This window comes from Roseateles microcysteis, assembly GCF_036880965.1.
In the GTDB taxonomy this organism is placed as follows: Bacteria; Pseudomonadota; Gammaproteobacteria; order Burkholderiales; family Burkholderiaceae_C; genus JAUASW01.
The window spans coordinates 800,900-820,322 of record NZ_JBAJMV010000002.1 but is presented as its reverse complement, the minus strand read 5'-3'; the positions used below and the strand labels follow the sequence as shown (position 1 = coordinate 820,322).

Below are 19,423 nucleotides of genomic sequence, written 5' to 3'. Positions count from 1 at the left end.
GAAGCCCCGGGCCGCAGCCGGCGCCTGGCCTTGCTTTGGCGCAGTCGCGCAGGCGAGCCTGCCTGCTAGCATGGGCGCATGAGTGAAAATGTTGTGATCGCCACCCGGGAAAGCCGGCTGGCGCTGTGGCAGGCCGAGCATGTCAAGGCGCTGCTGGAAGATCGTGGCCTGGCCGTGAGCCTCCTGGGCATGACCACCAAGGGCGACCAGATCCTGGATCGCGCGCTGTCCAAGGTCGGCGGCAAGGGGCTGTTCGTCAAGGAACTGGAAACCGCGCTGGAAGAGGGGCGGGCCCAGCTGGCCGTGCATTCCCTGAAGGACGTGCCGATGGAGCTGCCCGAGGGCTTCGAGCTGGCTGCCATCCTGGAACGCGAAGATCCTCGCGATGCGCTGGTCTCGAACCACTACGCCAGCCTGGCAGAGCTGCCCGAGGGCGCGGTCGTTGGCACCTCCAGTCTGCGCCGCGTCGTGCAGATCAAGGCCGTGCGGCCGGACATCCGCATCGAGCCGCTGCGTGGCAACCTCGACACCCGCTTGCGCAAGCTGGATGAGGGCGGTTATGCGGCCATCGTCCTGGCCGCTGCCGGTCTCAAGCGGCTGGGCCTGGCCTCGCGCATCAAGGCGGTGTTCTCGGTCGACGAGATGATTCCCTGCGCCGGGCAGGGCGCCTTGGGGCTCGAGCTGAGGGCTGATGCTCACGCGCTGAAGGCGCAGCTCGCCGCCATGAGCCACGCGCCGACCTGGCTGGCCACGCAGGCCGAGCGGGCGGTTTCGCGCGCCATGGGTGGCAGCTGCAGCATGCCGCTGGCTGCGCACGCGCTGTGGTCGCCGGGTGTGCAGGGTCAGGTCTTGCGCCTGAGCGCCGCCTTGGGCCATCCGGAACGCCACGACCTGCCGCTCCTGAAAATTCAGCTGGAGGCCGCCGTGGCTGATGAAGCCGAGGCCCGCGCCTTGGGTCAAGCGGCAGCCGATGCCTTGCGCGCCCAGGGCGCGCAGGCCTATCTGGCCGCGGCCTGAGGCTGCGAAGGGCAGTGATGCGCCTGGTGCTCACCCGGCCTCGGCCCCAATGTACAGACTGGCTGGCGCGCCTGTCGGCGCAGGGCGTTGATGCAGTCGCTCTGCCTTTGATTGCAATCGAAGCGGGTCACGATGAATCTGCGGCCGCGCGGGCCTGGGAGCGCCTGCCGGGTTCGGCCCTGGCCATGTTCGTCAGCCCCAATGCGGTGGATCGATTCTTCGCGGCGCGCCCGGTGAGTCAAACATGGCCGGCTGGCGTGCTCGCGGCCACCGTCGGCCCCGGCAGCGCCCAGGCCTTGCTGGCTGCTGGAGTGCCGGCCGAGCTGCTGCGCCAGCCGCCGGCTGAGGCCGAGAGTTTTGATTCCGAAACCCTCTGGCCACTGCTGGCTCGTGAGCCCTGGCAGGGCCGCCGCGCGCTGATGCTGCGCGGCGAGGGCGGCCGCGACTGGCTGGCCGAGCGGCTGCGAGAACACGGCGCCGAAGTCGAGTCCTTCAACATCTATCGCCGCGCCTGCCCGAGCCTTGATACGGCTGAGCAAGGCCTGCTCGATCAGGCGCTGCTGTCGCCGCGTGAGCATGTCTGGCTCTTCAGCAGCTCCGAAGCCATCCAGAACCTGGTTGAACTAGGGGGGCAGCCTCGCGCCGACTCGTTGGCCATCGCCACCCATCCCCGCATTGCCGAGACCGCCCGCTCCCAGGGCTGGACCCATGTCGTATTGGCGCGACCCGATGCCAGCGCTGTCGCCGCGGCCTACCGTACGCTGCCGGGGGGCGCCCCTACAATCATTTGAACCGTGAGCGACGACCAAAACACCACCGCCGCCGAGCCCGCGCCAGCCCCGTCTGCGCTGCCGGCCAAGCCCATCCCCTGGCCCCAAGTGGGCTTTGCTGCCATTGCGCTTTTTGCTGTGGCCGGGCTGGCCATGGCCTGGCTCAGCCACAGCCGTCTTCTGTCATTGGAACAGGAGCTGGTGCGCCGCCAGGCCAACAGCCAGGGTGAGGCGAGCGAAGCCCGTGCCCAGTCGCGCCAGGCCCAGGATCTGAGCCGCGACACAGCAGCCAAGGTGGCCTTGCTGGATGCGCGTCTGGCTGAAGTGGCCTTGCAGCGCAGTCAGCTGGAAGAGCTGATCCAGTCGATGTCGCGTTCGCGCGATGAAAACGTGATTGGCGACATCGAAGCCTCGATCCGCGTCGCCTTGCAGCAAGCCGCCATCACAGGCAGTGCCGAGCCTCTGGTGGCTGCCTTGCGCCAGGCCGATGAGCGACTGGCCCGCAGCAAGCAGCCGCGCATGGAAGGCGTGCGCCGGGCCGTGGTGCGCGACCTGGATCGCGTGAAGTCGGTCAGCGTCATTGATGTGGCCACACTGGCCATCAAGCTCGATGAAGTGGCGCGCCTGCTGGATGAGCTGCCCCTGGTGGCCAGTGCCGACAAGGCCGATGCGCTGCAATCCGTGCGTGAGCGTCGTGCTGCCAAGCCGGCGGTAAAGCCGGCACCGGTCAAGGGCCAGGAGCCTGGCTGGCTTGATGCTGCCAATGAGCGCTGGCAGGAAGTCTGGGGTCTGGTCTGGGGTGAGGCGCGCAGCCTGATCCGGGTCACGCGCATCGAACATCCCGAAGCCATGCTGCTGGCGCCCGACCAGCGCTATTTCCTGCGTGAAAACCTGAAGCTGCGCCTGCTCAATGCGCGGCTGGCACTGCTGAGCCGCCAGTACGACACGGCGCAGGCCGATCTGCGCGATGTGCAGGCGCTGCTCGAGCGCTACTTCGATCCGCAATCGCGCAAGGTCGGCGTGGCCAACGAGCTCTTGCGCCAGGTGCAAGGCCAGGCCCGCCAGGTGGTGCTGCCGCGTCCGGACGACACGCTGGCGGCACTCACCGCTGCCGTGCCCGGCCGCTGAGAGGGTAGGGCGATCAGATGCGCAGCGTGATCTGGCTGGTGCTCTTGTTCGGCGTGGCGGTAGTTGCCGCGCTGACCCTGGGCAGCAATGACGGCCTGGCAAGTTTTTACTGGAATGGCTGGCGACTCGACCTGTCGCTGAACCTGTTCCTCCTGATCCTGGTGGCCACCTGTTTTGCGGTGGTGACCCTGATCCACACGGCCAATTCACTGACCAGCCTGCCGCGCCGTGCGCGCGAATGGCGCGTGGCCCAACGGGACCGTTCCGCGCAAGCCGCGCTGCGGGAAGCGCTGGCCGAGTTCTTCGGTGCCCGCTACGGCCGTGCACAGAAGGCTGCGCAGAAGGCATTGACCATCCAGGCGCAGACGGCCGGGTTGAATCAAGACGGCGCCTTCCTGGCCTTGAGCCACCTGCTGGCGGCGCAAAGTGCGCACCGTCTGCAAGACCGCCGCCGCCGCGACGAGCAATTGCAGCAGGCCCTGGACCTGAGTCGCGAGCAGGGCTCGGCCCGCATCGTCGAAGACGGCACCCGCCTGCTCGCAGCTGAATGGGCGCTCGATGATCGCGATGCCGCGCGGGCCCTGGGCCTCCTGGCCGAGCTGGGCCCGGGTGTCGGGCGGCGCACGCAGGCCTTGCGCTTGAAGTTGCAGGCTCAGCGCATGGCCGGCCAATCGCTGGAAGCCTTGCGCACGGCGCGCATGCTGGCCAAGCACCAGGGCTTTTCCAAGCTGGCCGCACAGGGCTTGCTGCGTTCGTTGGCCATCGAGGCACTGGAAGCTGCGCGCGATGCTGATCAGCTGCGCATGGTCTGGCAGCAGCTGGACCCGGCCGACCGGCGCGATGCCTTCGTGGCCTCGCGTGCAGCCAGTGTGGCTGTCACTTTTGGCGCACCCGAAGACGGCCGCGGCTGGCTGCGGCCTTTCTGGGAGCAGATTGCCGAGCTGGCCGCCGATGAGCGTGCTGCCCTGGCCGAGGCCTTGGTCCAGGCCTTGCCCGGTCTGGGTCCCGAATGGCTGCAACGCCTGGAGCTAGCGCAGCAGCGCTGGCCGCGCGACGCGCATCTCAGCTATGCACTCGGACATGCGCTCGCCGAACGCCAGCTCTGGGGCAAGGCTCGCCTGATCCTGGAACAGGTTTGCGATGACCGCAGCCTGCCACTGGCTGCGCGCCGCCGCAGCTGGCTGGTGCTGGCCCTGCTGGCAGCCAACGATGGCGATATGGAACGCCGCGCGCGCTGCCATGAGGCGGCGGCGATGGTTCATTGAGCATGAGTCTTGGTGTTTTTCTTGCGAAGGCCTGAAAAATCAGGTTAGAATGCAAGGCTTCGGGCGGCTGTAGCTCAGTTGGATAGAGTACTTGGCTACGAACCAAGGGGTCGTGGGTTCGAATCCTGCCAGCCGCACCAAAAAAACACCTGAGAGATCAGGAGCGAAGAATAAAAATAGATTGAAGCGCGTGCCACAAGAGTCACAAGGGCCGCGAGAGCTGGTCAAGAAGACGGCTCACAAAGAAGTTAGCGGCTGTAGCTCAGTTGGATAGAGTACTTGGCTACGAACCAAGGGGTCGTGGGTTCGAATCCTGCCAGCCGCACCAAAAAAGAAGAAAAGGCAAAGGCCAGCGAGAAATCGCTGGCCTTTTTGCTTTGTGCACCGTGCCCGGTGCCTGCTTGGCCGCATGGTTGCTTCTCAGTTGCCACGGGCTGCAGCAATGTTGCCCTCGTTCATGCCCAGCTCGCGCAGCAGCTCGGACGTGTCTTCGCCGGGCTCGGGAGACCGCCCGGGCGTGCGGGCGGCGGTGCGTGAGAAGCGCGGGGCCGGCGATGGCTGAAGATGCCCGTCCACCACAACGAAATTGCCTCGCGCCCGCTGGTGTGGATGCTGCGGTGCTTCGGCCAGCGTCAGCACGGGCGCGAAGCAGGCATCGCTGCCTTCCATCAGGGCGCTCCATTCATCGCGATTCTTTTCGCGGATGCGCGCAGCAACCCGCGCTCGCAAGGCGGGCCAGTCGTCGAAGCTGTACTGGCGCTTCGGGTTGACATCGTCCAGCCCCAGGCGCTTCAGGAGCTCGGCATAGAAGGGGGGCTCGATGGCGCCCAGCGTGATGTGGCGGCCATCGGCGCATTCAAAGCTGTCGTAGAAGGGCGAGTCGTGCAGGAAGAAATTGCGAGCCGGGTCGTCTCCCCAGAAGCCGACGCCGCGCAAGGCATGCACAAGGCCGCTGAGCACGCCCACGCCATCGACCATGGCCGCGTCCACCACCTGGCCCCGACCGGACTGGCGGGCCTCCATCAGCGCACAGACGAGCCCGAACGCCAGGAACATCGCGCCGCCGGCCATGTCGCCGATCAGTGTGGCCGGCACCGTCGGCGCCTGGCCAGCGCGCGAAGCGATGCTCAGGATGCCGGTCAACGCGAGGTAGTTGATGTCATGGCCGGCCGTTTGCGCGAGCGGGCCGGTCTGGCCCCAGCCGGTGACGCGGCCGTAGACCAGGCGCGGATGGCTGGTCTCGAACACTTCGGGTCCGAGACCCAGGCGCTCCATCACGCCGGGCCGATAGCCCTCGATCAGTGCATCTGCGCTTAGCACCAGTCGCTTGACTGCATCCAGCCCTTGGGCCGACTTCAGGTCGAGGCAGACCGAGCGCTTGCCCCGGTTCATGGCGCCGCCGCCACCCAGGGTGCGCAAGGCCGCCGGCCGCTCAACGACGATCACTTCGGCGCCCATATCGGCCAGCAGCATGCCGGCAATGGGCCCGGGGCCGATGCCGGCGAATTCGATGATGCGCAGTCCGTGCAGAGGACCCATGATTTCTCCTGTTTCAACCAAGATCACAATACAGGCCATGAGCAAGGCCTTCACCAAGGAAAACGATAGCGATGACGACGAGGACGTGGGCCTGCCCGCGCTGCCTCAAGGCACGCGCAACTACATGACGCCCGAGGGCTATGCGCGCCTGCGCAGCGAGTTCATGACGCTGCTGGATGAAGAGCGGCCCAAGATCGTCGAGATCGTCTCCTGGGCGGCCAAGAATGGCGACCGCTCGGAAAACGGCGACTACCTCTATGGCAAGAAGCGGCTGCGCGAGATCGATCGCCGCCTGCGCTTCCTCACGAAGCGCCTGGACATTGCCGAGGTCGCCGACCCGAGCCTGCATCACGGCAACGACCAGATCTATTTTGGCGCTACCGTCACCTATGCCAACGCAAGAGGCGAAGAGCGCACGATCACGATCAAGGGCATCGACGAGTCGGACAGCCTGGCTGGCGAGGTCTCGTGGGTTTCGCCCATTGCCCGCGCCCTCCTGAAGGCGCGTGAAGGCGACGAGGTTCAGTTGATGACGCCGGGCGGCATCGAGAAGCTGGAGATCATCGAGGTCAGCTACCCCAAGCCCAAGCAGTGATCAGGGTTTGATCCGCCAGACGCGCAGCACAGTGGCGCTGCGTTTGAGCGTGCGCAGGACATCGGCCAGGTGCAGCCGGTCCCGCACGGACAAGAGCAGGCTCATCTCGGCGGTCTCGCGGGTCTGCGGCTCTTCCACCATCGAGATGTGCGTGATGTCGGCCTCGGCGCTGCTCACGGCAGAAGCAACCTGGGCGAGCACGCCCTTGCCATTGTTGAGCAGCAGGCCCACGGCGGCCTCGAAAGGGCGGCTGAGTTCCTCGGCCCAGGCCACGGCGATCCAGTGCTCGGCATCGCGCTGAAACAGGCGCCGGCCGACCTGGCATTCGGCGGTGTGCACGACCAGGCCCTCGCCACGGCCCAGGTAGCCCTTGATGTCGTCGCCCGGAATCGGCCGGCAGCAGGTGGCCAGGCGCACCGAAGCGCCTTCGCTGCCGTCGATCATCACCATGCCTTGGGCTGGCGCGTCGTCTGTGGCAAAGCGGCCCAAGGTCAGCGTGACCGCGTCCGGCCGCTCGCCCTGGTCGGCCAGCATGCGGGCCAGCTTCTTGGCCACGATCGTGGCAATCTTGCGGCCCAGGCCGATCTCGGTCAGCAGCTCGTCCACGTGGCGGTTGCCCGCCCAGCGTGCCAACTGCTGCCAGAGTTGGGCGGCCCTGAGTTCTTCGTCATCGAGACTCGGCAAGGCCAGGCCTTCCGCGCGCAGCGCTTGCGCGAGCATCTTCTGGCCCAGTTCCCGAGATTCTTCCTGCTCCAGGTTCTTCAGGAAATGGCGGATCTTGGAGCGGGCCCGGCCGGTGCGCACAAAGCTGAGCCAAGCCGGGTTCGGGCGGGCGCTGTCGGCCGTGACGATCTCGATCACATCGCCGCTGTGCAGCTCGGTGCGCAACGGAACCGGCTCGCCATTGATCTGGGCGGCCACGCAATGGTCGCCCACGTCGGAATGGATGGCATAGGCGAAGTCCACCGGCGTGGCGCCGCGGGGCAGGGCCATGATCTTGGACTTGGGCGTGAACACATAGACCGCGTCCGGGAACAGGTCGATCTTGACGTGCTCGAGGAACTCGTTGGCGTCGCGGGTTTCGTCCTGGATGTCCAGGAGCGACTGCAGCCAGTGCGCGCCAAGCTGCTGGGCACTCTGGCTGTTGCTCTTGTAGAGCCAGTGCGCCGCCACGCCCTTCTCGGCCACCATGTGCATGGTCTCGGTGCGGATCTGGAACTCCACCGGCGTGCCCAGCGGACTCACCAGCGTCGTGTGCAGCGACTGGTAGCCGTTGGGTTTGGGAATGGCGATGTAGTCCTTGAAGCGGCCAGGCTGCGGCTTGTAGAGCTGGTGCAGCACGCCCAGCGCCAGGTAGCAATGCGGCAGGTCGGCCACGACGATGCGGAAGCCGAAGATGTCGCTGACCTGGGCAAAGCTCAGGTGCTTGTCGCGCATCTTCTTGTAGATCGAGTAGAGCGTCTTCTCGCGGCCGTGCACCTCAACCTTGAGCTCCGACTCGCCCACCGCCTTCATCACGTCGCGTTCGATGCGTGAGACCAGGTCGCGCCGGTTGCCGCGCGCCTTGCTGATGGCCTTGCTGAGTGCCGCATGGCGCCACGGATGGATGAACTTGAACGAAAGCTCCTGCAGCTCGCGGTAGATCTCGTTCAAACCCAGCCGGTGGGCAATCGGGGCGTAAATCTCCAGCGTCTCGCGGGCGATGCGACGCTGCTTGTTGGCCGCCATCGCCTCCATCGTGCGCATATTGTGCAGACGGTCGGCGAGCTTGATCAGGATCACGCGCACATCGCGCGCCATCGCCAGCAGCATCTTGCGGAAGGACTCGGCCTGAGATTCTTCCTTGGTCGAGAACTGCAGCTTGTCGAGCTTGGTCAGGCCATCCACCAGCTCGGCGGTCGGGGCCTCGAACTTCTCGATCAGCTCGATCTTGGTGACGCCGCAGTCCTCCATGGCGTCATGCATCAACGCGGCCTGGATCGCCTGCGAATCCAGCCGCCAGTCGGCGCAGATGCCGGCCACGGCGATGGGGTGCGTGATGTAGGGCTGGCCGCTGGCGCGCAATTGGCCCAGATGGGCCTCGTCGGCGAACTTGTAGGCCTCGCGGATGCGCTTGATCTCGGCCTTGGGCAGGTAATGCAGCTTGTGCACCAGGGCATCGAAGCTTGCCGCCTCGGCCGGCGTGGGTTCAACGGGCGCGCGCAGGGCGGTCAGCCCAGTCAAGGCGGCTGGCAGTCGTGCGGCGGCAAATGATCGAAGACCCATGCCTTGGAATTTAACCCATGAATCTCTGACGCCCGGGCGACAAGGCCATTGCTGACACTCGCAGAAACGACAACGGGCACCCGAAGGTGCCCGACCTGGCTCAAGCGTGGCGGATTTAGACCGGCACCTTGCGCAGCATCTCGATGCCGACTTCGCCGGCAGCAATTTCGCGCAGAGCGGTCACGCCCGGCTTGTTCTTGCTTTCGATCTTGGGCGTGTGGCCCTGGCTCAGCATGCGAGCGCGGTAGGTTGCGGCAAGCACCAACTGGAAGCGGTTGGGGATCTTGGTCAGGCAATCTTCAACGGTGATGCGGGCCATTTGGGTTCCAGTACAGGTATTCAGGGAAGATCAAGAGCGCGGAAGACGGCGGAGCGATTCCGGCGCTGAGCTGCGTATTTTAGCCTTTGTGCGTGGACGATGGATTTCAGGTCGAAAACAGCCGTGTCGAACACCGCATTGACGACCACGAAATCGAAGTTCTGCGCCTGTGCCACCTCGACCCGGGCGTTGGCCATGCGGGTCTCGATGACCTCGGCTTCGGTGTCGCCGCGGCGGTTCAGCCGCTGCTTCAATTCATCCCAACTGGGCGGCAGGATGAAGATCAGCACGGCGTACGGAAACAACTGCTTGATCTGCAGAGCGCCCTGGAAGTCGATCTCCAGCACCACGTCATCGCCATGGGCCATGCGGGCCTCGATGGCGGCGCGCGAAGTGCCATACAGGTTGCCATGAACCTCGGCCCACTCGAAGAACTCGCCACGAGCGGCCATGGCGCGGAATTCGTCCGAGCTGATGAACCAGTATTCGCGGCCATGCTGCTCCTGGCCGCGCGGCGCGCGCGAGGTGTGCGAGATCGAGACGTCCAGCTTTGAGTCCAGCTCCAGCAGGGCCTTCACCAGGCTGGACTTGCCCGCACCACTGGGCGCTGCAACGACGAAGAGATTGCCGGGGTATTCCATGGATCTGTGTGCTCCCTTGCTGCCGTTCTGTCTGTTTATTCGATGTTCTGCACTTGCTCGCGCAACTGCTCGATGGCGACCTTCATTTCCACCGAGATATTGGTCAGCTCGATGGCTGCCGACTTGGAGGCAAAGGTGTTGGCCTCGCGCAGCAGTTCCTGGATCAGGAAGTCCAGGCGCTTGCCCAGCTCGCCGCCCTTCTTGAGCAGGCGGGTGATCTCGTCCAGGTGGGCGCGCAAACGGGCCAGCTCTTCCGCCACGTCGATGCGGATCGCATAGGCGGTGGCTTCGTTCAGCGCCCGCTCGCGGGATGCATCTTCGGAAACCGATTGGGCCGAGCCGGTGCCGGCCAGTGCTTCCGCCCAGCGCTCAAGAAAGCGCTGTTGCTGGCGCTGCACGACTTCGGGGACCAGCGGCTCGGCCTGGGAGGCCAGTTCCCGCAGCCGGGCCACACGCTCCAGGAGCACGGCCACCAGCTTCTCACCCTCGCGTTCACGCGCTTCCAGCAGACCGGCCACGCATCGGCGCGCGGCTTCCAGCGTCGGTTCGTCCAGCTTTTCGCTCGTGCCGCCGCTCTTGCACCAGTGCAGGGCTTCCTGGACGCTCAGCGAGCGGGCCTCTGGCAACCAGGTCTGCACCGTGGACTGCAGCTGAGCCAGGCGGTTTAATTGCTCGGGCTGCGGCTGGGGCCAGGCCGTGTCGGCCTCGCGTTGCGTATTGATACGAAGCTCGACCTTGCCGCGCTTGATGCTGGCCGAGACGAGCTCGCGCAAGGCCGGTTCCAGGCCTCGCAGCTCCTCGGGCATGCGCATGCTGAGGTCGAGAAAACGCCCATTGACCGAACGCAGTTCGACGGTCACGCTGGCGGATGAATTGGCCCCAGTTTCAGGGTGTGCGGAGGGTTGCGAGCTGGCGCTGGCGTAACCCGTCATGCTGTAGACTGGCATCTAGCATTCGGTAAGCAAAGCAAACGCGATTATGTCAAAGCCGAAACCGGCACCCTTGCCGGCAGGAACGGTGGTCGGGGGCTACCAGATCATCAAGCGATTGGCCGCGGGTGGTTTTGGTGTCGTCTACCTTGCCGAAGATCCCGAGCACCACCTGGTTGCTCTCAAGGAATACCTTCCTTCTTCGCTGGCCGAGCGCTCGCCCGGCGAGCTGACGCCGCGCGTCAAGCCTGAGAAGCAGCCGCTGTACCGCCTGGGCCTCAAGAGCTTCTTCGAAGAAGGCCGTTCGCTGGCGCAGATCTCGCACCCGAGCGTCGTCTCGGTATTGAACTTCCTGCGCGAGAACGAAACCGTCTACATGGTGATGAACTACCTGCAGGGCGACACGCTGCAGGACTTCATCGTCACCGCCCGCGACATGAAGCGCGACAAGGTGTTCCGTGAGTCCACCATCCGCAGCCTGTTCGACGAGATCCTGCGCGGCTTGCGCATCGTCCACCAGCACAAGATGCTTCACCTGGACATCAAGCCGGCCAATATCTTCATCACGAATGACAACAAGGCGGTCTTGCTCGACTTCGGCGCGGCGCGCGAAGTGCTGAGCAAGGAGGGCAACTTCATCCGCCCGATGTACACACCTGGGTTCGCCGCGCCCGAGATGTACCGCCGCGACGGCGCGCTGGGCCCCTGGACCGACATCTACGCCATCGGCGCCTGCATCTACGCCTGCATGCAGGGCTATCCGCCCAACGACGCTCCGCAGCGCATCGAGAAGGACCGCCTGAGTCTCAGCCTCTCGCGCCTGCGCAATGTCTATTCCGACAACCTGATCGAAGTCACCGAATGGTGCATGTCGCTCGACCCGCTGTCGCGCCCGCAGTCGGTCTTTGCGCTGCAGAAAGAGCTGGGCCGCGAAACCGAGCGCCGCTACACCAAGCTGAGTTTCAGCGAACGCCTCAAGCTGCAACTGGAGAACCTCAAGTCCGGAGCCAAGGCGTGAGGTTCAGCGTCTACCAGGTCAGCAGACGCGGAGGGCGAGAGAAGAACGAAGACCGCATGGGCTACTGCTACACCCGAGATGCCGGGCTGTTTGCATTGGCCGATGGCATGGGCGGGCATCCGGAGGGCGAGGTGGCCTCGCAGCTCACGCTGCAGACCATGGCCTTGCAATTCCAGCGCGATGCCAAGCCCGGTTTGTCGGACCCGGCGGGCTATCTATCGGACTCCGTGCTGAATGCCCATCACCAGCTCCTGCGCTACTCGGCCGACAAGGGCCTGCCAGACACACCGCGTTCCACCGTGGTGGCCGCGGTGATCCAACGCAACAAGTGCTACTGGGCGCATTGCGGCGATTCGCGGCTGTACCTCGTGCGCGGCGGCAAGTTGGTGGCGCGCACGCGAGATCACTCCTACAGCGAGCTGCAAGACGCGCTGGGCCGCGCCACGCCGGCCGGCGAGCGCTTCAACCGCAACGTGCTCTTCACCTGCCTGGGCAGCCCGGGCAAGCCCATGGTCGACCTGCATGGCCCGATGGTGCTGGAGCCGGGCGATCGGCTTCTGCTGTGCTCGGATGGCCTCTGGGGTACGGTGTCCGACGAAATCATCACCGAGCAACTGGCTTCGCGGCAGATCACCGACTCGGTGCCCGACCTCGTGGAGCTGGCGCTGCGAAATGGCGGGCCGCGCTGCGACAATGTCACCGTGCTGGCGGTTGAGTGGGAAGGCACCGACGAAGGCGAAGACAGCCTCCAGGACGGCGAATCGCATTCCACCCAGGCGCTCGGCGACGACGATTTTGCCTCCACCATCCAGTCGGCCAACAACGCCGAGCGGCCCAATGAACTGGACGATGCCGAGATCGACCGCTCCGTGCGCGAGATCCAGGACGCGATCCAGCAACGCGCAGCCAAGCAGAAGAAAAGCTGAAGCCCGCGCTTCTCCCCGAAGGATTTCTCATGACCGAAGTTTCCAAGCCGCTGCGCTCTGAAGGCCGCGCGGCAAATTCGCTGCGCCCCGTGCGCATCACGCGCCACTACACGCGCTATGCCGAGGGTTCGGTGCTGGTCGAGTTCGGCCACACCAAGGTGCTGTGCACCGCCTCGGTGGAAGAAAAGGTGCCACCGCACAAGCGTGGCTCGGGCGAGGGCTGGGTGACGGCCGAATACGGCATGCTGCCCCGCGCCACGCACACCCGCGGCGACCGCGAAGCCGCCCGCGGCAAGCAGAGCGGCCGCACACAGGAGATCCAGCGCCTGATCGGCCGTTCGCTGCGCTGCGTGTTCGACCTCGGCGCCCTGGGTGAGCGCACCATCGCCATCGACTGCGACGTGATCCAGGCTGACGGAGGAACCCGCACGGCGGCCATCACCGGCGCCTTCGTGGCGGCGCAGGATGCCGTGAACTGGCTGATCGGCCAGGGCAAGATCAGCGCTTCGCCGATCCGCGACGGCCTGGCCGCCATCTCGGTGGGCATCGTCAATGGCACGCCGATGCTGGACCTCGAATACACCGAAGACTCGGCCTGCGATACCGACATGAATGTCGTCATGACCGCCAGCGGCGGCTTCGTCGAACTGCAGGGCACCGCCGAAGGCGTGGCCTTCACGCGCGCTGAGATGAATTCGCTGCTGGACCTGGCCGACAAGGGCATACGCGAACTGCTCGCGGCCCAGCAGGCCGCCTTGAAGGCTTGAAGCCATGAAGCTGGTTCTCGCCTCCAACAATGCCAAGAAGCTGGCCGAGCTGCAGGCCTTGTTTGCGCCTCTGGGCGTCGAGCTTCTGACGCAGGGCTCGCTGGGCATCCCCGAGGCCGAGGAGCCGTTTCATACCTTCGTCGAGAACGCGCTGACCAAGGCTCGACATGCGGCTCGTGAAAGTGGCCTGCCTGCGTTGGCTGACGACTCCGGCCTGGCGGTCGAATCGCTGGGCGGTGCGCCCGGTGTTCTGTCGGCACGCTATGCCACGCTTTTCGGTCGCATCAAGAGTGATGCCGAGAACAACGCCGTGCTGCTGGAGAAGCTGGCCGGTGTTGAAGATCGCGGCGCGCGATTCGTCTGTGCCCTGGTGGCCGTTCGCTCGGCCGACGATCCGGAACCCTTGGTCGCCATGGGTCGCTGGCAGGGTCAGATCTTGCCTGCACTGGCAGGCGAGGGCGGTTTTGGCTACGACCCCTTGATGTTCATTCCGTCGCTGGGGCGCAGCGTGGCCGAGCTCACCAGTGCCGAGAAGAACGCCCTGAGCCATCGCGCCTTGGCGGCTGCGGACCTGGCGGCGCAGATGCGCGCTGTCTGGCATCTTGGCTGAATTGAAGTTGCGCCATGGCTGAGATCATCAAGCTGATGCGCCCCGGGCAATTGACGCTGCCCGCCTTGCCGCCGCTCAGCGTCTATGTGCACCTGCCGTGGTGCCTCAAGAAGTGCCCGTATTGCGACTTCAACTCTCATGAGTGGAAGCAGGGCGGCGAGCTGCCGGCCGATGTGGCCCGCGAGTACCTGGCTGCACTGCGCGCCGACCTGGAAGCTTCGCTGCCGCTGATCTGGGGCCGGCCAGTGGTCAGCATCTTCATCGGTGGCGGTACGCCCAGCCTGTTCGCGCCTGCGCAGATCGGTGAGCTGATCTCGGACCTGCGGGCTCGTCTGCCGCTGGAGCCGGGCTGCGAGATCACGCTCGAAGCCAACCCGGGTACCTTCGAGCTCGAGCGCTTCAAGGGCTTTCGTGAGGCTGGCATCACGCGCCTGTCGATCGGCGTGCAGAGCTTTGACGACGACAAGCTCAAGCGCCTGGGTCGCGTGCACAACGCCGAGCAGGCCAAGGCCGCAATTGCCGAGGCAGCGGGCGCTTTCGAGACCTTCAACATCGACCTGATGTATGCGCTGCCCGGCCAGACGCTGGACGAGCTGAGCATCGAGCTGGATCAAGCGCTGAGCTTCAAGCCGCCGCATCTCTCGGTCTATCACCTGACCATCGAGCCGAACACGCGCTTCGCGGTCGACACGCCCGAGGACCTGCCCGACCCGGACCTGGCCAGCGAGATGCTGGACCTGATCACCGAGCGCACTGGCGCCTTGGGGCTCTCGCGCTACGAGGTCTCTGCCTATGCGCGTGATGGCCATCGCTGCCAGCACAACCTCAACTACTGGCAGTTTGGCGACTATCTCGGCATCGGCGCCGGCGCGCACAGCAAGCTCTCGTTCCCGCACCGCGTCCTGCGCCAGGTGCGCTGGCGTGAGCCGGCAACCTACATGCAGAAGGCAGCGCAAGGCCAGGCGATGTCGAACGAGAACGAAGTGGTAGCCAGCGAGCTGCCTTTCGAGTTCATGCTCAATGCCTTGCGCCTCGCTGAAGGCGTGCCACTGGTGAGCTATCTCGAGCGCACCGGCCTGCCGATGACGAGCATTGCCGCATCGCTGGAGCAGGCGCGGGCGAAAGGCCTGCTGGTCAATGACGTGTCGCGACTGGCCGCCACGCCACTGGGTTTCGATTTCCTCAGCGATCTGCAGTCGCTGTTTCTGGCTGGCCGCTGAGCGCGGCACTGGACAGCGCAATCTCCGACTTCAGCCAGTCGCAGAAGGCTCGTAGCGCCGGGTCTTCCTTCAAGCCAGGCGGGTAGACCAGGTGGTAGCCGCGCTGCTCGCCGTCCAGCCAGCAATGATGGGCGAGGCGGACCAGCCGACCATCCAGCAGTGCGTCAGCCGCCAGCAGTTCCCGGCATAGCGCGATGCCCATGCCTTGCTCCGCCGCCTGCAAGAGCAGGCCCGCGTCGTTGAAGCTCGCCATGGGCACGAGATTGCGCTGCGGCTTGCCGGCGGCCTCGAACCAGCTCGTCCACATGCCCGCGTCGCCCAGCAGCGATTCGCAAGCCAGGCTTTCGAGCGGCTTGCCGATCATCCGGTGGGCCAGTGCCGGCGCGGCGACGGGCAGGAAGGTCGATTCGAACAAGGGCTCGTTGATCAGGCCGGTCCAGGGGCCGCGACCCTGGCGCAAGGCCAGGTGATAGCCGTCGCGCTCCAGGTCGACCACGGCTTGTGAAGCATTCAGTTCCAGCGCCACTTCCGGGTGCCGCGCATGCCAGCGGCCCAGCCGCGGCATCAGCCAGCGCTGGGCGAATGACGGCAGCACGGTGACGCGCAGGCTGCGTTGCGTCTGGCCGTGCAAGGCCTGGGCAGCCTGCAGGGCCTGTTCCAGCTCGCCATAGGCGCGCTCGACACCGGCCCGCAGCGTGTGGCCCGCTGCATTCAGGACGATGCGCCGGCCCTGGCGCTCGAACAGGGCAAAGCCGAGCTGGGTCTCCAGCGCGCGGATCTGCTGACTGACCGCGCTGTGCGTCAGGTTCAGGCGCTCTGCCGCAGCGCGCAGGTTCTCTGTGCCGGCCGCCGCGCGAAAGGCGGCCAGGTATTGCAGGGGAAGCCGACTCATGAATGCCTCGATTGGAAAGTATTTCTAACCAAGTAGGCAATGATAAAGCGTTTGTGGCGCAAGTGTTGGATCAATACGATGACCAGCATTGCGAGGAGAAGACCATGAACCACTGCCCCGGCTGCAAGCCCGAAGCCCCAACGACGGCGCTGACGCCCGCCCTGATCATCGCCCTGGTGGCGCTGGTGTCGGCCCTGGTTCTGGCCAGCTCGGCCCATGCCTTCATCGACAGCAATGCGGACCTGCTGCTGCAGAACCCGGTCATCGGCAATTCACAACAAGCTCAGACGAGCGCCCAGCCATGCCAAACGCCCCCTACGCCCCCGACACCATCCTCGAACGCAGCCCTGAACAAGTCGTCCAGGCCCAGCTCGACGCCTACCGTGCCCGCGACCTGCAAGCCTGGCTTGCCACCTACGCCGAAGACGCCAGCCAGTACGAGCACCCGGGACGGCTGCTGGCGCGTGGCCATGCAGCCATGGGTGAAAGACTCGCTGTCCGCTTTACCGATCCTAGTCTGCAGGTTCGGCTGATCTCGCGCCGCGTGATCGGCAACTCGGTGATCGACCACGAGGAGATCCGTCGTCATTACGACAAGGGCCTGGGCCGGGCCGAGATGCTGGCGATCTATGAGGTACGCGACGGCCTGATCCAGGGCGCCACCTTTGTGTTCGGCGAGCCGCGCTATGACTGAAGATGCGTGATCAGACGCGATTCAAGGACATGCCCGAGGTGCTGCGCAGCCGCTCGATCAGCTTCGGCGCGATCTGCTGCAGCGGCAGCACTTCGTCGGCCGCGCCGGCCGCGATGGCCTCGCGCGGCATGCCGAATACCACGCAGGTGTTCTCGTCCTGGCAGTAGTTGTAGGAGCCGGCGTCCTTCATCACCTTCATGGCCTTGGCGCCGTCAGCGCCCATGCCGGTGAGCATGATGCCCAGCGCATTCGGGCCCACCACGCGGGCGGCGGAATGGAACAGCACCTCGACCGAAGGCTTGTGCCGGTTCACCGGCTCGCCGTCCTGCACGCGGGCGATGTAGTTGGCACCGGAGCGCTCAACGCTCAGATGGAAACCGCCCGGCGCGATGTAGCCGTGGCCGGGCAGGATGCGTTCGCCGTCGCTCGCTTCCTTCACGCGGATCTTGCACAGTCCGTCCAGGCGCGCCGCATAGCTCTTGGTGAAGCCGGGCGGCATGTGCTGGGTGATGACCACGGCCGGGCAGTCGGCAGGCAGGTTCACCAGCACGTCTTTCGTGGCTTCGGTGCCGCCGGTGGAGGCGCCGATGAAGATGATTTTCTCGGTCGACATGCGGCCGATGCTGGAAACAGTCACCGGCCTGGCCGGCGCTGCCGGTGCACCTGGCGCGGCGGCGGCCGCCGGCGCCGGCGCGACATGGCGGCGGATGTGCGCCTTGGAGGCGATGCGGATCTTGTCGGTGATGTCGTCGGCCAGCAGGCGGATGCCGTCTGCCACGCCGATCTTCGGTTTGGCCACGAAGTCGATGGCGCCCAGCTCCAGCGCCTTGAGCGTGACTTCGGCACCGCGCTCGGTCAGCGTGGACACCATCACCACGGGCATCGGCCGCAGACGCATCAGGCGCGACAGGAAATCGAGCCCGTCCATCTTGGGCATCTCGACGTCCAGCGTGATCACGTCCGGGTTGAGATTGCGGATCATCTCGCGGGCCAGCAGCGGGTCGGCGGCGGCGCCGATGCAGACCATGTCCGGCTGGCGGTTGATGATCTCGGTCAGGATGCTGCGCACCAGCGCGGAATCGTCGACGACGACGACGGTGGTCTTGGCCATTTCTATTCTCTCTTTGCCGCGGATGCGGCCTAAAACAAGTCGACGGATCCCCCGGTGGCCACGACCGGCTGGGCTTTCTGGGCGGCGGCCCGGTCTTGCTGGACCAGGGCGTCGGTATTGGTGGGTGCCAGGCGCTTCACCATGGCCTTGCCGCTGTGCGGCAGGAAGCAGACCTTGCGCGGGTACACGTCCATCACGTCTTTCGAGACGATGGGGATGCGCTCCAGCTTCAGGAAGTCGATGACGAAGTTGGTGTTGCGCTCGCCGACATTGATGGTGTTCATGCCGGCAATGACGGCGCCGCCACCGAAGATCTTGGCTTCCATGCGGCTCTTGGAGGCGCCGCGCTTCATCATTTCGTTGATCAGCAGTTCCATGGCGAAGGAGCCATAGCGGCCCGAATCGCCCGTGCCCTCGGGCAGCATGAAGTGGTTCATGCCACCGATCTGCGCATGCCGGTCCCAGAGGCAGGCGGCAATGCAGGAGCCCAGCGTCGTCATCACGAGGATGTCCTCGTTGTCGACGAAGTATTCGCCCGGGAGGATCTTCACGGCCGCGTTCTTGAAGTGCGCGTCGTAGAAGAAGAACGAGGCCTCACCCTGCTTGCGCGACTGCGCCTTGAGCTGGGCTACGCGGGCGGCGCCGGCGCTGCTGGTGATCATGCCGGATGCGGCACCGGCGGAGGGCTGTGTGGTGCTCATCGGTGGGTTTCGGCTGGTTCGTGCTTGATTATTGAGCAGGCCGGCGTCAGACGCGCTCGTAAATGGTCTTGCCGCGCAGGCGGAACAGGTCCTTGGACTCGGTGAAGTTCTCCGAATGGCCGACGAACAGCAGGCCGCCCGGCTTCATCACACGGTGAATGCGCTCCAGCACCTTGCGCTGGGTGGGGCCGTCGAAATAGATCATCACGTTGCGGCAGAACACGATGTGAAAGGGGTCACCGAGCTGCCACTGCGTGTCCATCAGGTTCAGGGGGCGAAAGTCGATCCAGCGCGCCAGCTCGGGCTTGATGCGGATCTTGCCTTCGTTGGCGCCGGTGCCCTTGAGGAAGAAATTGCGCAGCCGCACGTGGTTGAGCCCGCGCGAATCGGCGCCATAGACGCCGCGGCGTGCGGTGTTCAGGACGTTGGTGTCGATGTCGCTGCAGATGATCTGCATCGGCGCGCTGGCCCCGAGTGCCTCGTGGCAGGTCATGGCGATGGAGTAGGGCTCTTCCCCCGTGGAGGCGGCGCAACACCAGATGCGGATCGGCCGGGCATTGATGGCCTTCAGGTCGTCGGCCAGCGCGTGGAAATGGTGGTCTTCGCGGAAGAAGGACGTGAGATTGGTGGTCAGGCAGTTGACGAACTCCTGCCATTCGGCCGCACCTTGCGGGCCGCTGCTTTGCTCCAGCCATTGCAGATAGCTGGCAAAGCTGTTGTGGCCGGTGTCGCGCAGGCGGCGCGACAGACGGCTATAGACCATCGCCTGCTTGCCTTCATGCAAGCTGATGCCGGCGTGCTGGTAAATCAATTGGCGGACGCGATCAAAGTCGGCCTTGCTGAAGCTGAACTCGTGGTCGATCGACTCTGTGCTGGACGATCCGTTCGGGGCAGCGGGCATGTAGTGGGCTCTTTGACTTCTTCGGGCGCTGGCTCTGGCTGTCCAGCAGACCCTGCTGGGCGTTTGCCGTCTATTCTGCCCCCAAGCGGGTGGGGCGGGCCTGCAATCGAATGGG

General features: G+C 65.4%; 20 protein-coding genes and 2 tRNA genes. 13 read left to right on the top strand and 9 right to left on the bottom strand.

The genetic code is table 11. The annotated features are described in order from the left end of the window. Positions 1 to 78 precede the first annotated feature (78 nt). The 6 genes from hemC (at position 79) to V3596_RS08685 (ending at position 4,508) form a co-directional block, all read left to right on the top strand. On the top strand, positions 79 to 1,017 hold the full coding sequence (gene hemC, locus V3596_RS08710) for a hydroxymethylbilane synthase (protein WP_334277287.1): 939 nt from the start codon (positions 79 to 81) through the stop codon (positions 1,015 to 1,017). Between the two features lie 17 nt (positions 1,018 to 1,034). After that, the gene (locus tag V3596_RS08705) at positions 1,035 to 1,808 is read left to right on the top strand and encodes a uroporphyrinogen-III synthase (protein WP_334277286.1); all 774 of its coding nucleotides are present in this window, start codon (positions 1,035 to 1,037) and stop codon (positions 1,806 to 1,808) included. 3 nt (positions 1,809 to 1,811) lie between these two features. After that, positions 1,812 to 2,915: a uroporphyrinogen-III C-methyltransferase gene (locus tag V3596_RS08700; protein ID WP_334277285.1), complete on the top strand. Its 1,104-nt coding sequence runs from the start codon at positions 1,812 to 1,814 to the stop codon at positions 2,913 to 2,915. A gap of 17 nt (positions 2,916 to 2,932) precedes the next feature. After that, positions 2,933 to 4,180, top strand: coding sequence for a heme biosynthesis HemY N-terminal domain-containing protein (locus tag V3596_RS08695; RefSeq protein WP_334277284.1), 1,248 nt, complete (start codon positions 2,933 to 2,935; stop codon positions 4,178 to 4,180). A gap of 63 nt (positions 4,181 to 4,243) precedes the next feature. Beyond that, positions 4,244 to 4,320: transfer RNA gene (locus V3596_RS08690), tRNA-Arg, on the top strand. Positions 4,321 to 4,431: 111 nt separating this feature from the next. Continuing rightward, positions 4,432 to 4,508 (top strand) — tRNA-Arg (locus V3596_RS08685). 92 nt (positions 4,509 to 4,600) lie between these two features. On the opposite strand, the gene V3596_RS08680 is transcribed toward V3596_RS08685, so the two are convergent. Beyond that, the gene (locus tag V3596_RS08680; RefSeq protein WP_334277283.1) at positions 4,601 to 5,719 is read right to left on the bottom strand and encodes a CaiB/BaiF CoA transferase family protein; all 1,119 of its coding nucleotides are present in this window, start codon (positions 5,717 to 5,719) and stop codon (positions 4,601 to 4,603) included. A gap of 37 nt (positions 5,720 to 5,756) precedes the next feature. On the opposite strand from V3596_RS08680, the gene greB reads away from it, so the two are divergent. Beyond that, entirely contained in the window at positions 5,757 to 6,314 is a 558-nt protein-coding gene (greB, locus tag V3596_RS08675; RefSeq protein ID WP_334277282.1) for a transcription elongation factor GreB, read from the top strand. Here greB and V3596_RS08670 read toward each other — a convergent pair whose 3' ends face one another. The 4 genes from V3596_RS08670 to V3596_RS08655 form a co-directional block, all read right to left on the bottom strand. Further along, positions 6,315 to 8,579 carry a RelA/SpoT family protein gene (locus tag V3596_RS08670; protein WP_334277281.1) on the bottom strand — a complete coding sequence of 755 codons (2,265 nt, stop codon included), beginning with the start codon at positions 8,577 to 8,579 and terminating at the stop codon, positions 6,315 to 6,317. Between the two features lie 115 nt (positions 8,580 to 8,694). Beyond that, a complete protein-coding gene (gene rpoZ / locus V3596_RS08665; protein ID WP_124452325.1) occupies positions 8,695 to 8,898 on the bottom strand; it encodes a DNA-directed RNA polymerase subunit omega in 204 nt (67 codons plus the stop codon). Positions 8,899 to 8,918: 20 nt separating this feature from the next. Next, positions 8,919 to 9,539, bottom strand: a complete 621-nt coding sequence (gene gmk / locus V3596_RS08660; RefSeq protein WP_334277280.1) for a guanylate kinase — start codon at positions 9,537 to 9,539, stop codon at positions 8,919 to 8,921. Positions 9,540 to 9,574: 35 nt separating this feature from the next. Beyond that, complete coding sequence (locus tag V3596_RS08655; RefSeq protein WP_334277279.1) at positions 9,575 to 10,486, bottom strand: YicC/YloC family endoribonuclease; 912 nt, start codon at positions 10,484 to 10,486, stop codon at positions 9,575 to 9,577. A gap of 31 nt (positions 10,487 to 10,517) precedes the next feature. On the opposite strand from V3596_RS08655, the gene V3596_RS08650 reads away from it, so the two are divergent. From V3596_RS08650 to hemW, 5 genes are read left to right on the top strand one after another with little or no spacing between them, the layout of a single operon-like run. After that, positions 10,518 to 11,486, top strand: a complete 969-nt coding sequence (locus V3596_RS08650; protein ID WP_282825949.1) for a serine/threonine protein kinase — start codon at positions 10,518 to 10,520, stop codon at positions 11,484 to 11,486. Next, positions 11,483 to 12,412 carry a PP2C family protein-serine/threonine phosphatase gene (locus tag V3596_RS08645; protein ID WP_334277278.1) on the top strand — a complete coding sequence of 310 codons (930 nt, stop codon included), beginning with the start codon at positions 11,483 to 11,485 and terminating at the stop codon, positions 12,410 to 12,412. The genes V3596_RS08650 and V3596_RS08645 overlap by 4 nt, the downstream gene beginning before the upstream one ends. 29 nt (positions 12,413 to 12,441) lie before the next feature. Then, on the top strand, positions 12,442 to 13,179 hold the full coding sequence (gene rph, locus V3596_RS08640; protein ID WP_334277277.1) for a ribonuclease PH: 738 nt from the start codon (positions 12,442 to 12,444) through the stop codon (positions 13,177 to 13,179). A gap of 4 nt (positions 13,180 to 13,183) precedes the next feature. Continuing rightward, on the top strand, positions 13,184 to 13,789 hold the full coding sequence (rdgB, locus tag V3596_RS08635; RefSeq protein ID WP_334277276.1) for an RdgB/HAM1 family non-canonical purine NTP pyrophosphatase: 606 nt from the start codon (positions 13,184 to 13,186) through the stop codon (positions 13,787 to 13,789). A gap of 14 nt (positions 13,790 to 13,803) precedes the next feature. Beyond that, positions 13,804 to 15,009 carry a radical SAM family heme chaperone HemW gene (gene hemW / locus V3596_RS08630; RefSeq protein WP_334277275.1) on the top strand — a complete coding sequence of 402 codons (1,206 nt, stop codon included), beginning with the start codon at positions 13,804 to 13,806 and terminating at the stop codon, positions 15,007 to 15,009. Here the strand turns inward: hemW and V3596_RS08625 are convergent. Beyond that, complete coding sequence (locus V3596_RS08625; protein WP_334277274.1) at positions 14,972 to 15,901, bottom strand: LysR substrate-binding domain-containing protein; 930 nt, start codon at positions 15,899 to 15,901, stop codon at positions 14,972 to 14,974. The two genes, hemW and V3596_RS08625, sit on opposite strands and share 38 nt — an antisense overlap. A 301-nt stretch (positions 15,902 to 16,202) precedes the next feature. Between V3596_RS08625 and V3596_RS08620 the strand changes: the two genes are divergently transcribed. Beyond that, positions 16,203 to 16,595 (top strand): nuclear transport factor 2 family protein, encoded by a 393-nt coding sequence (locus V3596_RS08620; RefSeq protein WP_334277273.1) that lies wholly within the window; start codon positions 16,203 to 16,205, stop codon positions 16,593 to 16,595. Positions 16,596 to 16,605: 10 nt separating this feature from the next. Here V3596_RS08620 and V3596_RS08615 read toward each other — a convergent pair whose 3' ends face one another. The 3 genes from V3596_RS08615 to V3596_RS08605 are packed head-to-tail and all read right to left on the bottom strand — an operon-like array spanning position 16,606 to position 19,308. Continuing rightward, complete coding sequence (locus V3596_RS08615; protein WP_334277272.1) at positions 16,606 to 17,706, bottom strand: protein-glutamate methylesterase/protein-glutamine glutaminase; 1,101 nt, start codon at positions 17,704 to 17,706, stop codon at positions 16,606 to 16,608. A 29-nt stretch (positions 17,707 to 17,735) separates the two neighbouring features. Beyond that, positions 17,736 to 18,407: a chemoreceptor glutamine deamidase CheD gene (gene cheD / locus V3596_RS08610; RefSeq protein WP_395386410.1), complete on the bottom strand. Its 672-nt coding sequence runs from the start codon at positions 18,405 to 18,407 to the stop codon at positions 17,736 to 17,738. Between the two features lie 46 nt (positions 18,408 to 18,453). Further along, complete coding sequence (locus V3596_RS08605; RefSeq protein WP_334277271.1) at positions 18,454 to 19,308, bottom strand: CheR family methyltransferase; 855 nt, start codon at positions 19,306 to 19,308, stop codon at positions 18,454 to 18,456. Positions 19,309 to 19,423: the final 115 nt, after the last annotated feature.

Excerpts from the sequence above, each read along its gene's own strand:
- hemC (WP_334277287.1), top strand. The coding sequence starts at position 79 with ATGAGTGAAAATGTTGTGATCGCCACCCGGGAAAGCCGGCTGGCGCTG.
- V3596_RS08705 (WP_334277286.1), top strand. The coding sequence starts at position 1,035 with ATGCGCCTGGTGCTCACCCGGCCTCGGCCCCAATGTACAGACTGGCTG.
- V3596_RS08695 (WP_334277284.1), top strand. The coding sequence starts at position 2,933 with ATGCGCAGCGTGATCTGGCTGGTGCTCTTGTTCGGCGTGGCGGTAGTT.
- V3596_RS08680 (WP_334277283.1), bottom strand. The coding sequence starts at position 5,719 with ATGGGTCCTCTGCACGGACTGCGCATCATCGAATTCGCCGGCATCGGC.
- greB (WP_334277282.1), top strand. The coding sequence starts at position 5,757 with ATGAGCAAGGCCTTCACCAAGGAAAACGATAGCGATGACGACGAGGAC.
- V3596_RS08670 (WP_334277281.1), bottom strand. The coding sequence starts at position 8,579 with ATGGGTCTTCGATCATTTGCCGCCGCACGACTGCCAGCCGCCTTGACT.
- rpoZ (WP_124452325.1), bottom strand. The coding sequence starts at position 8,898 with ATGGCCCGCATCACCGTTGAAGATTGCCTGACCAAGATCCCCAACCGC.
- gmk (WP_334277280.1), bottom strand. The coding sequence starts at position 9,539 with ATGGAATACCCCGGCAATCTCTTCGTCGTTGCAGCGCCCAGTGGTGCG.
- V3596_RS08655 (WP_334277279.1), bottom strand. The coding sequence starts at position 10,486 with ATGCCAGTCTACAGCATGACGGGTTACGCCAGCGCCAGCTCGCAACCC.
- V3596_RS08650 (WP_282825949.1), top strand. The coding sequence starts at position 10,518 with ATGTCAAAGCCGAAACCGGCACCCTTGCCGGCAGGAACGGTGGTCGGG.
- rph (WP_334277277.1), top strand. The coding sequence starts at position 12,442 with ATGACCGAAGTTTCCAAGCCGCTGCGCTCTGAAGGCCGCGCGGCAAAT.
- rdgB (WP_334277276.1), top strand. The coding sequence starts at position 13,184 with ATGAAGCTGGTTCTCGCCTCCAACAATGCCAAGAAGCTGGCCGAGCTG.
- hemW (WP_334277275.1), top strand. The coding sequence starts at position 13,804 with ATGGCTGAGATCATCAAGCTGATGCGCCCCGGGCAATTGACGCTGCCC.
- V3596_RS08625 (WP_334277274.1), bottom strand. The coding sequence starts at position 15,901 with ATGAGTCGGCTTCCCCTGCAATACCTGGCCGCCTTTCGCGCGGCGGCC.
- V3596_RS08620 (WP_334277273.1), top strand. The coding sequence starts at position 16,203 with ATGCCAAACGCCCCCTACGCCCCCGACACCATCCTCGAACGCAGCCCT.
- V3596_RS08615 (WP_334277272.1), bottom strand. The coding sequence starts at position 17,706 with ATGGCCAAGACCACCGTCGTCGTCGTCGACGATTCCGCGCTGGTGCGC.
- cheD (WP_395386410.1), bottom strand. The coding sequence starts at position 18,407 with ATGAGCACCACACAGCCCTCCGCCGGTGCCGCATCCGGCATGATCACC.
- V3596_RS08605 (WP_334277271.1), bottom strand. The coding sequence starts at position 19,308 with ATGCCCGCTGCCCCGAACGGATCGTCCAGCACAGAGTCGATCGACCAC.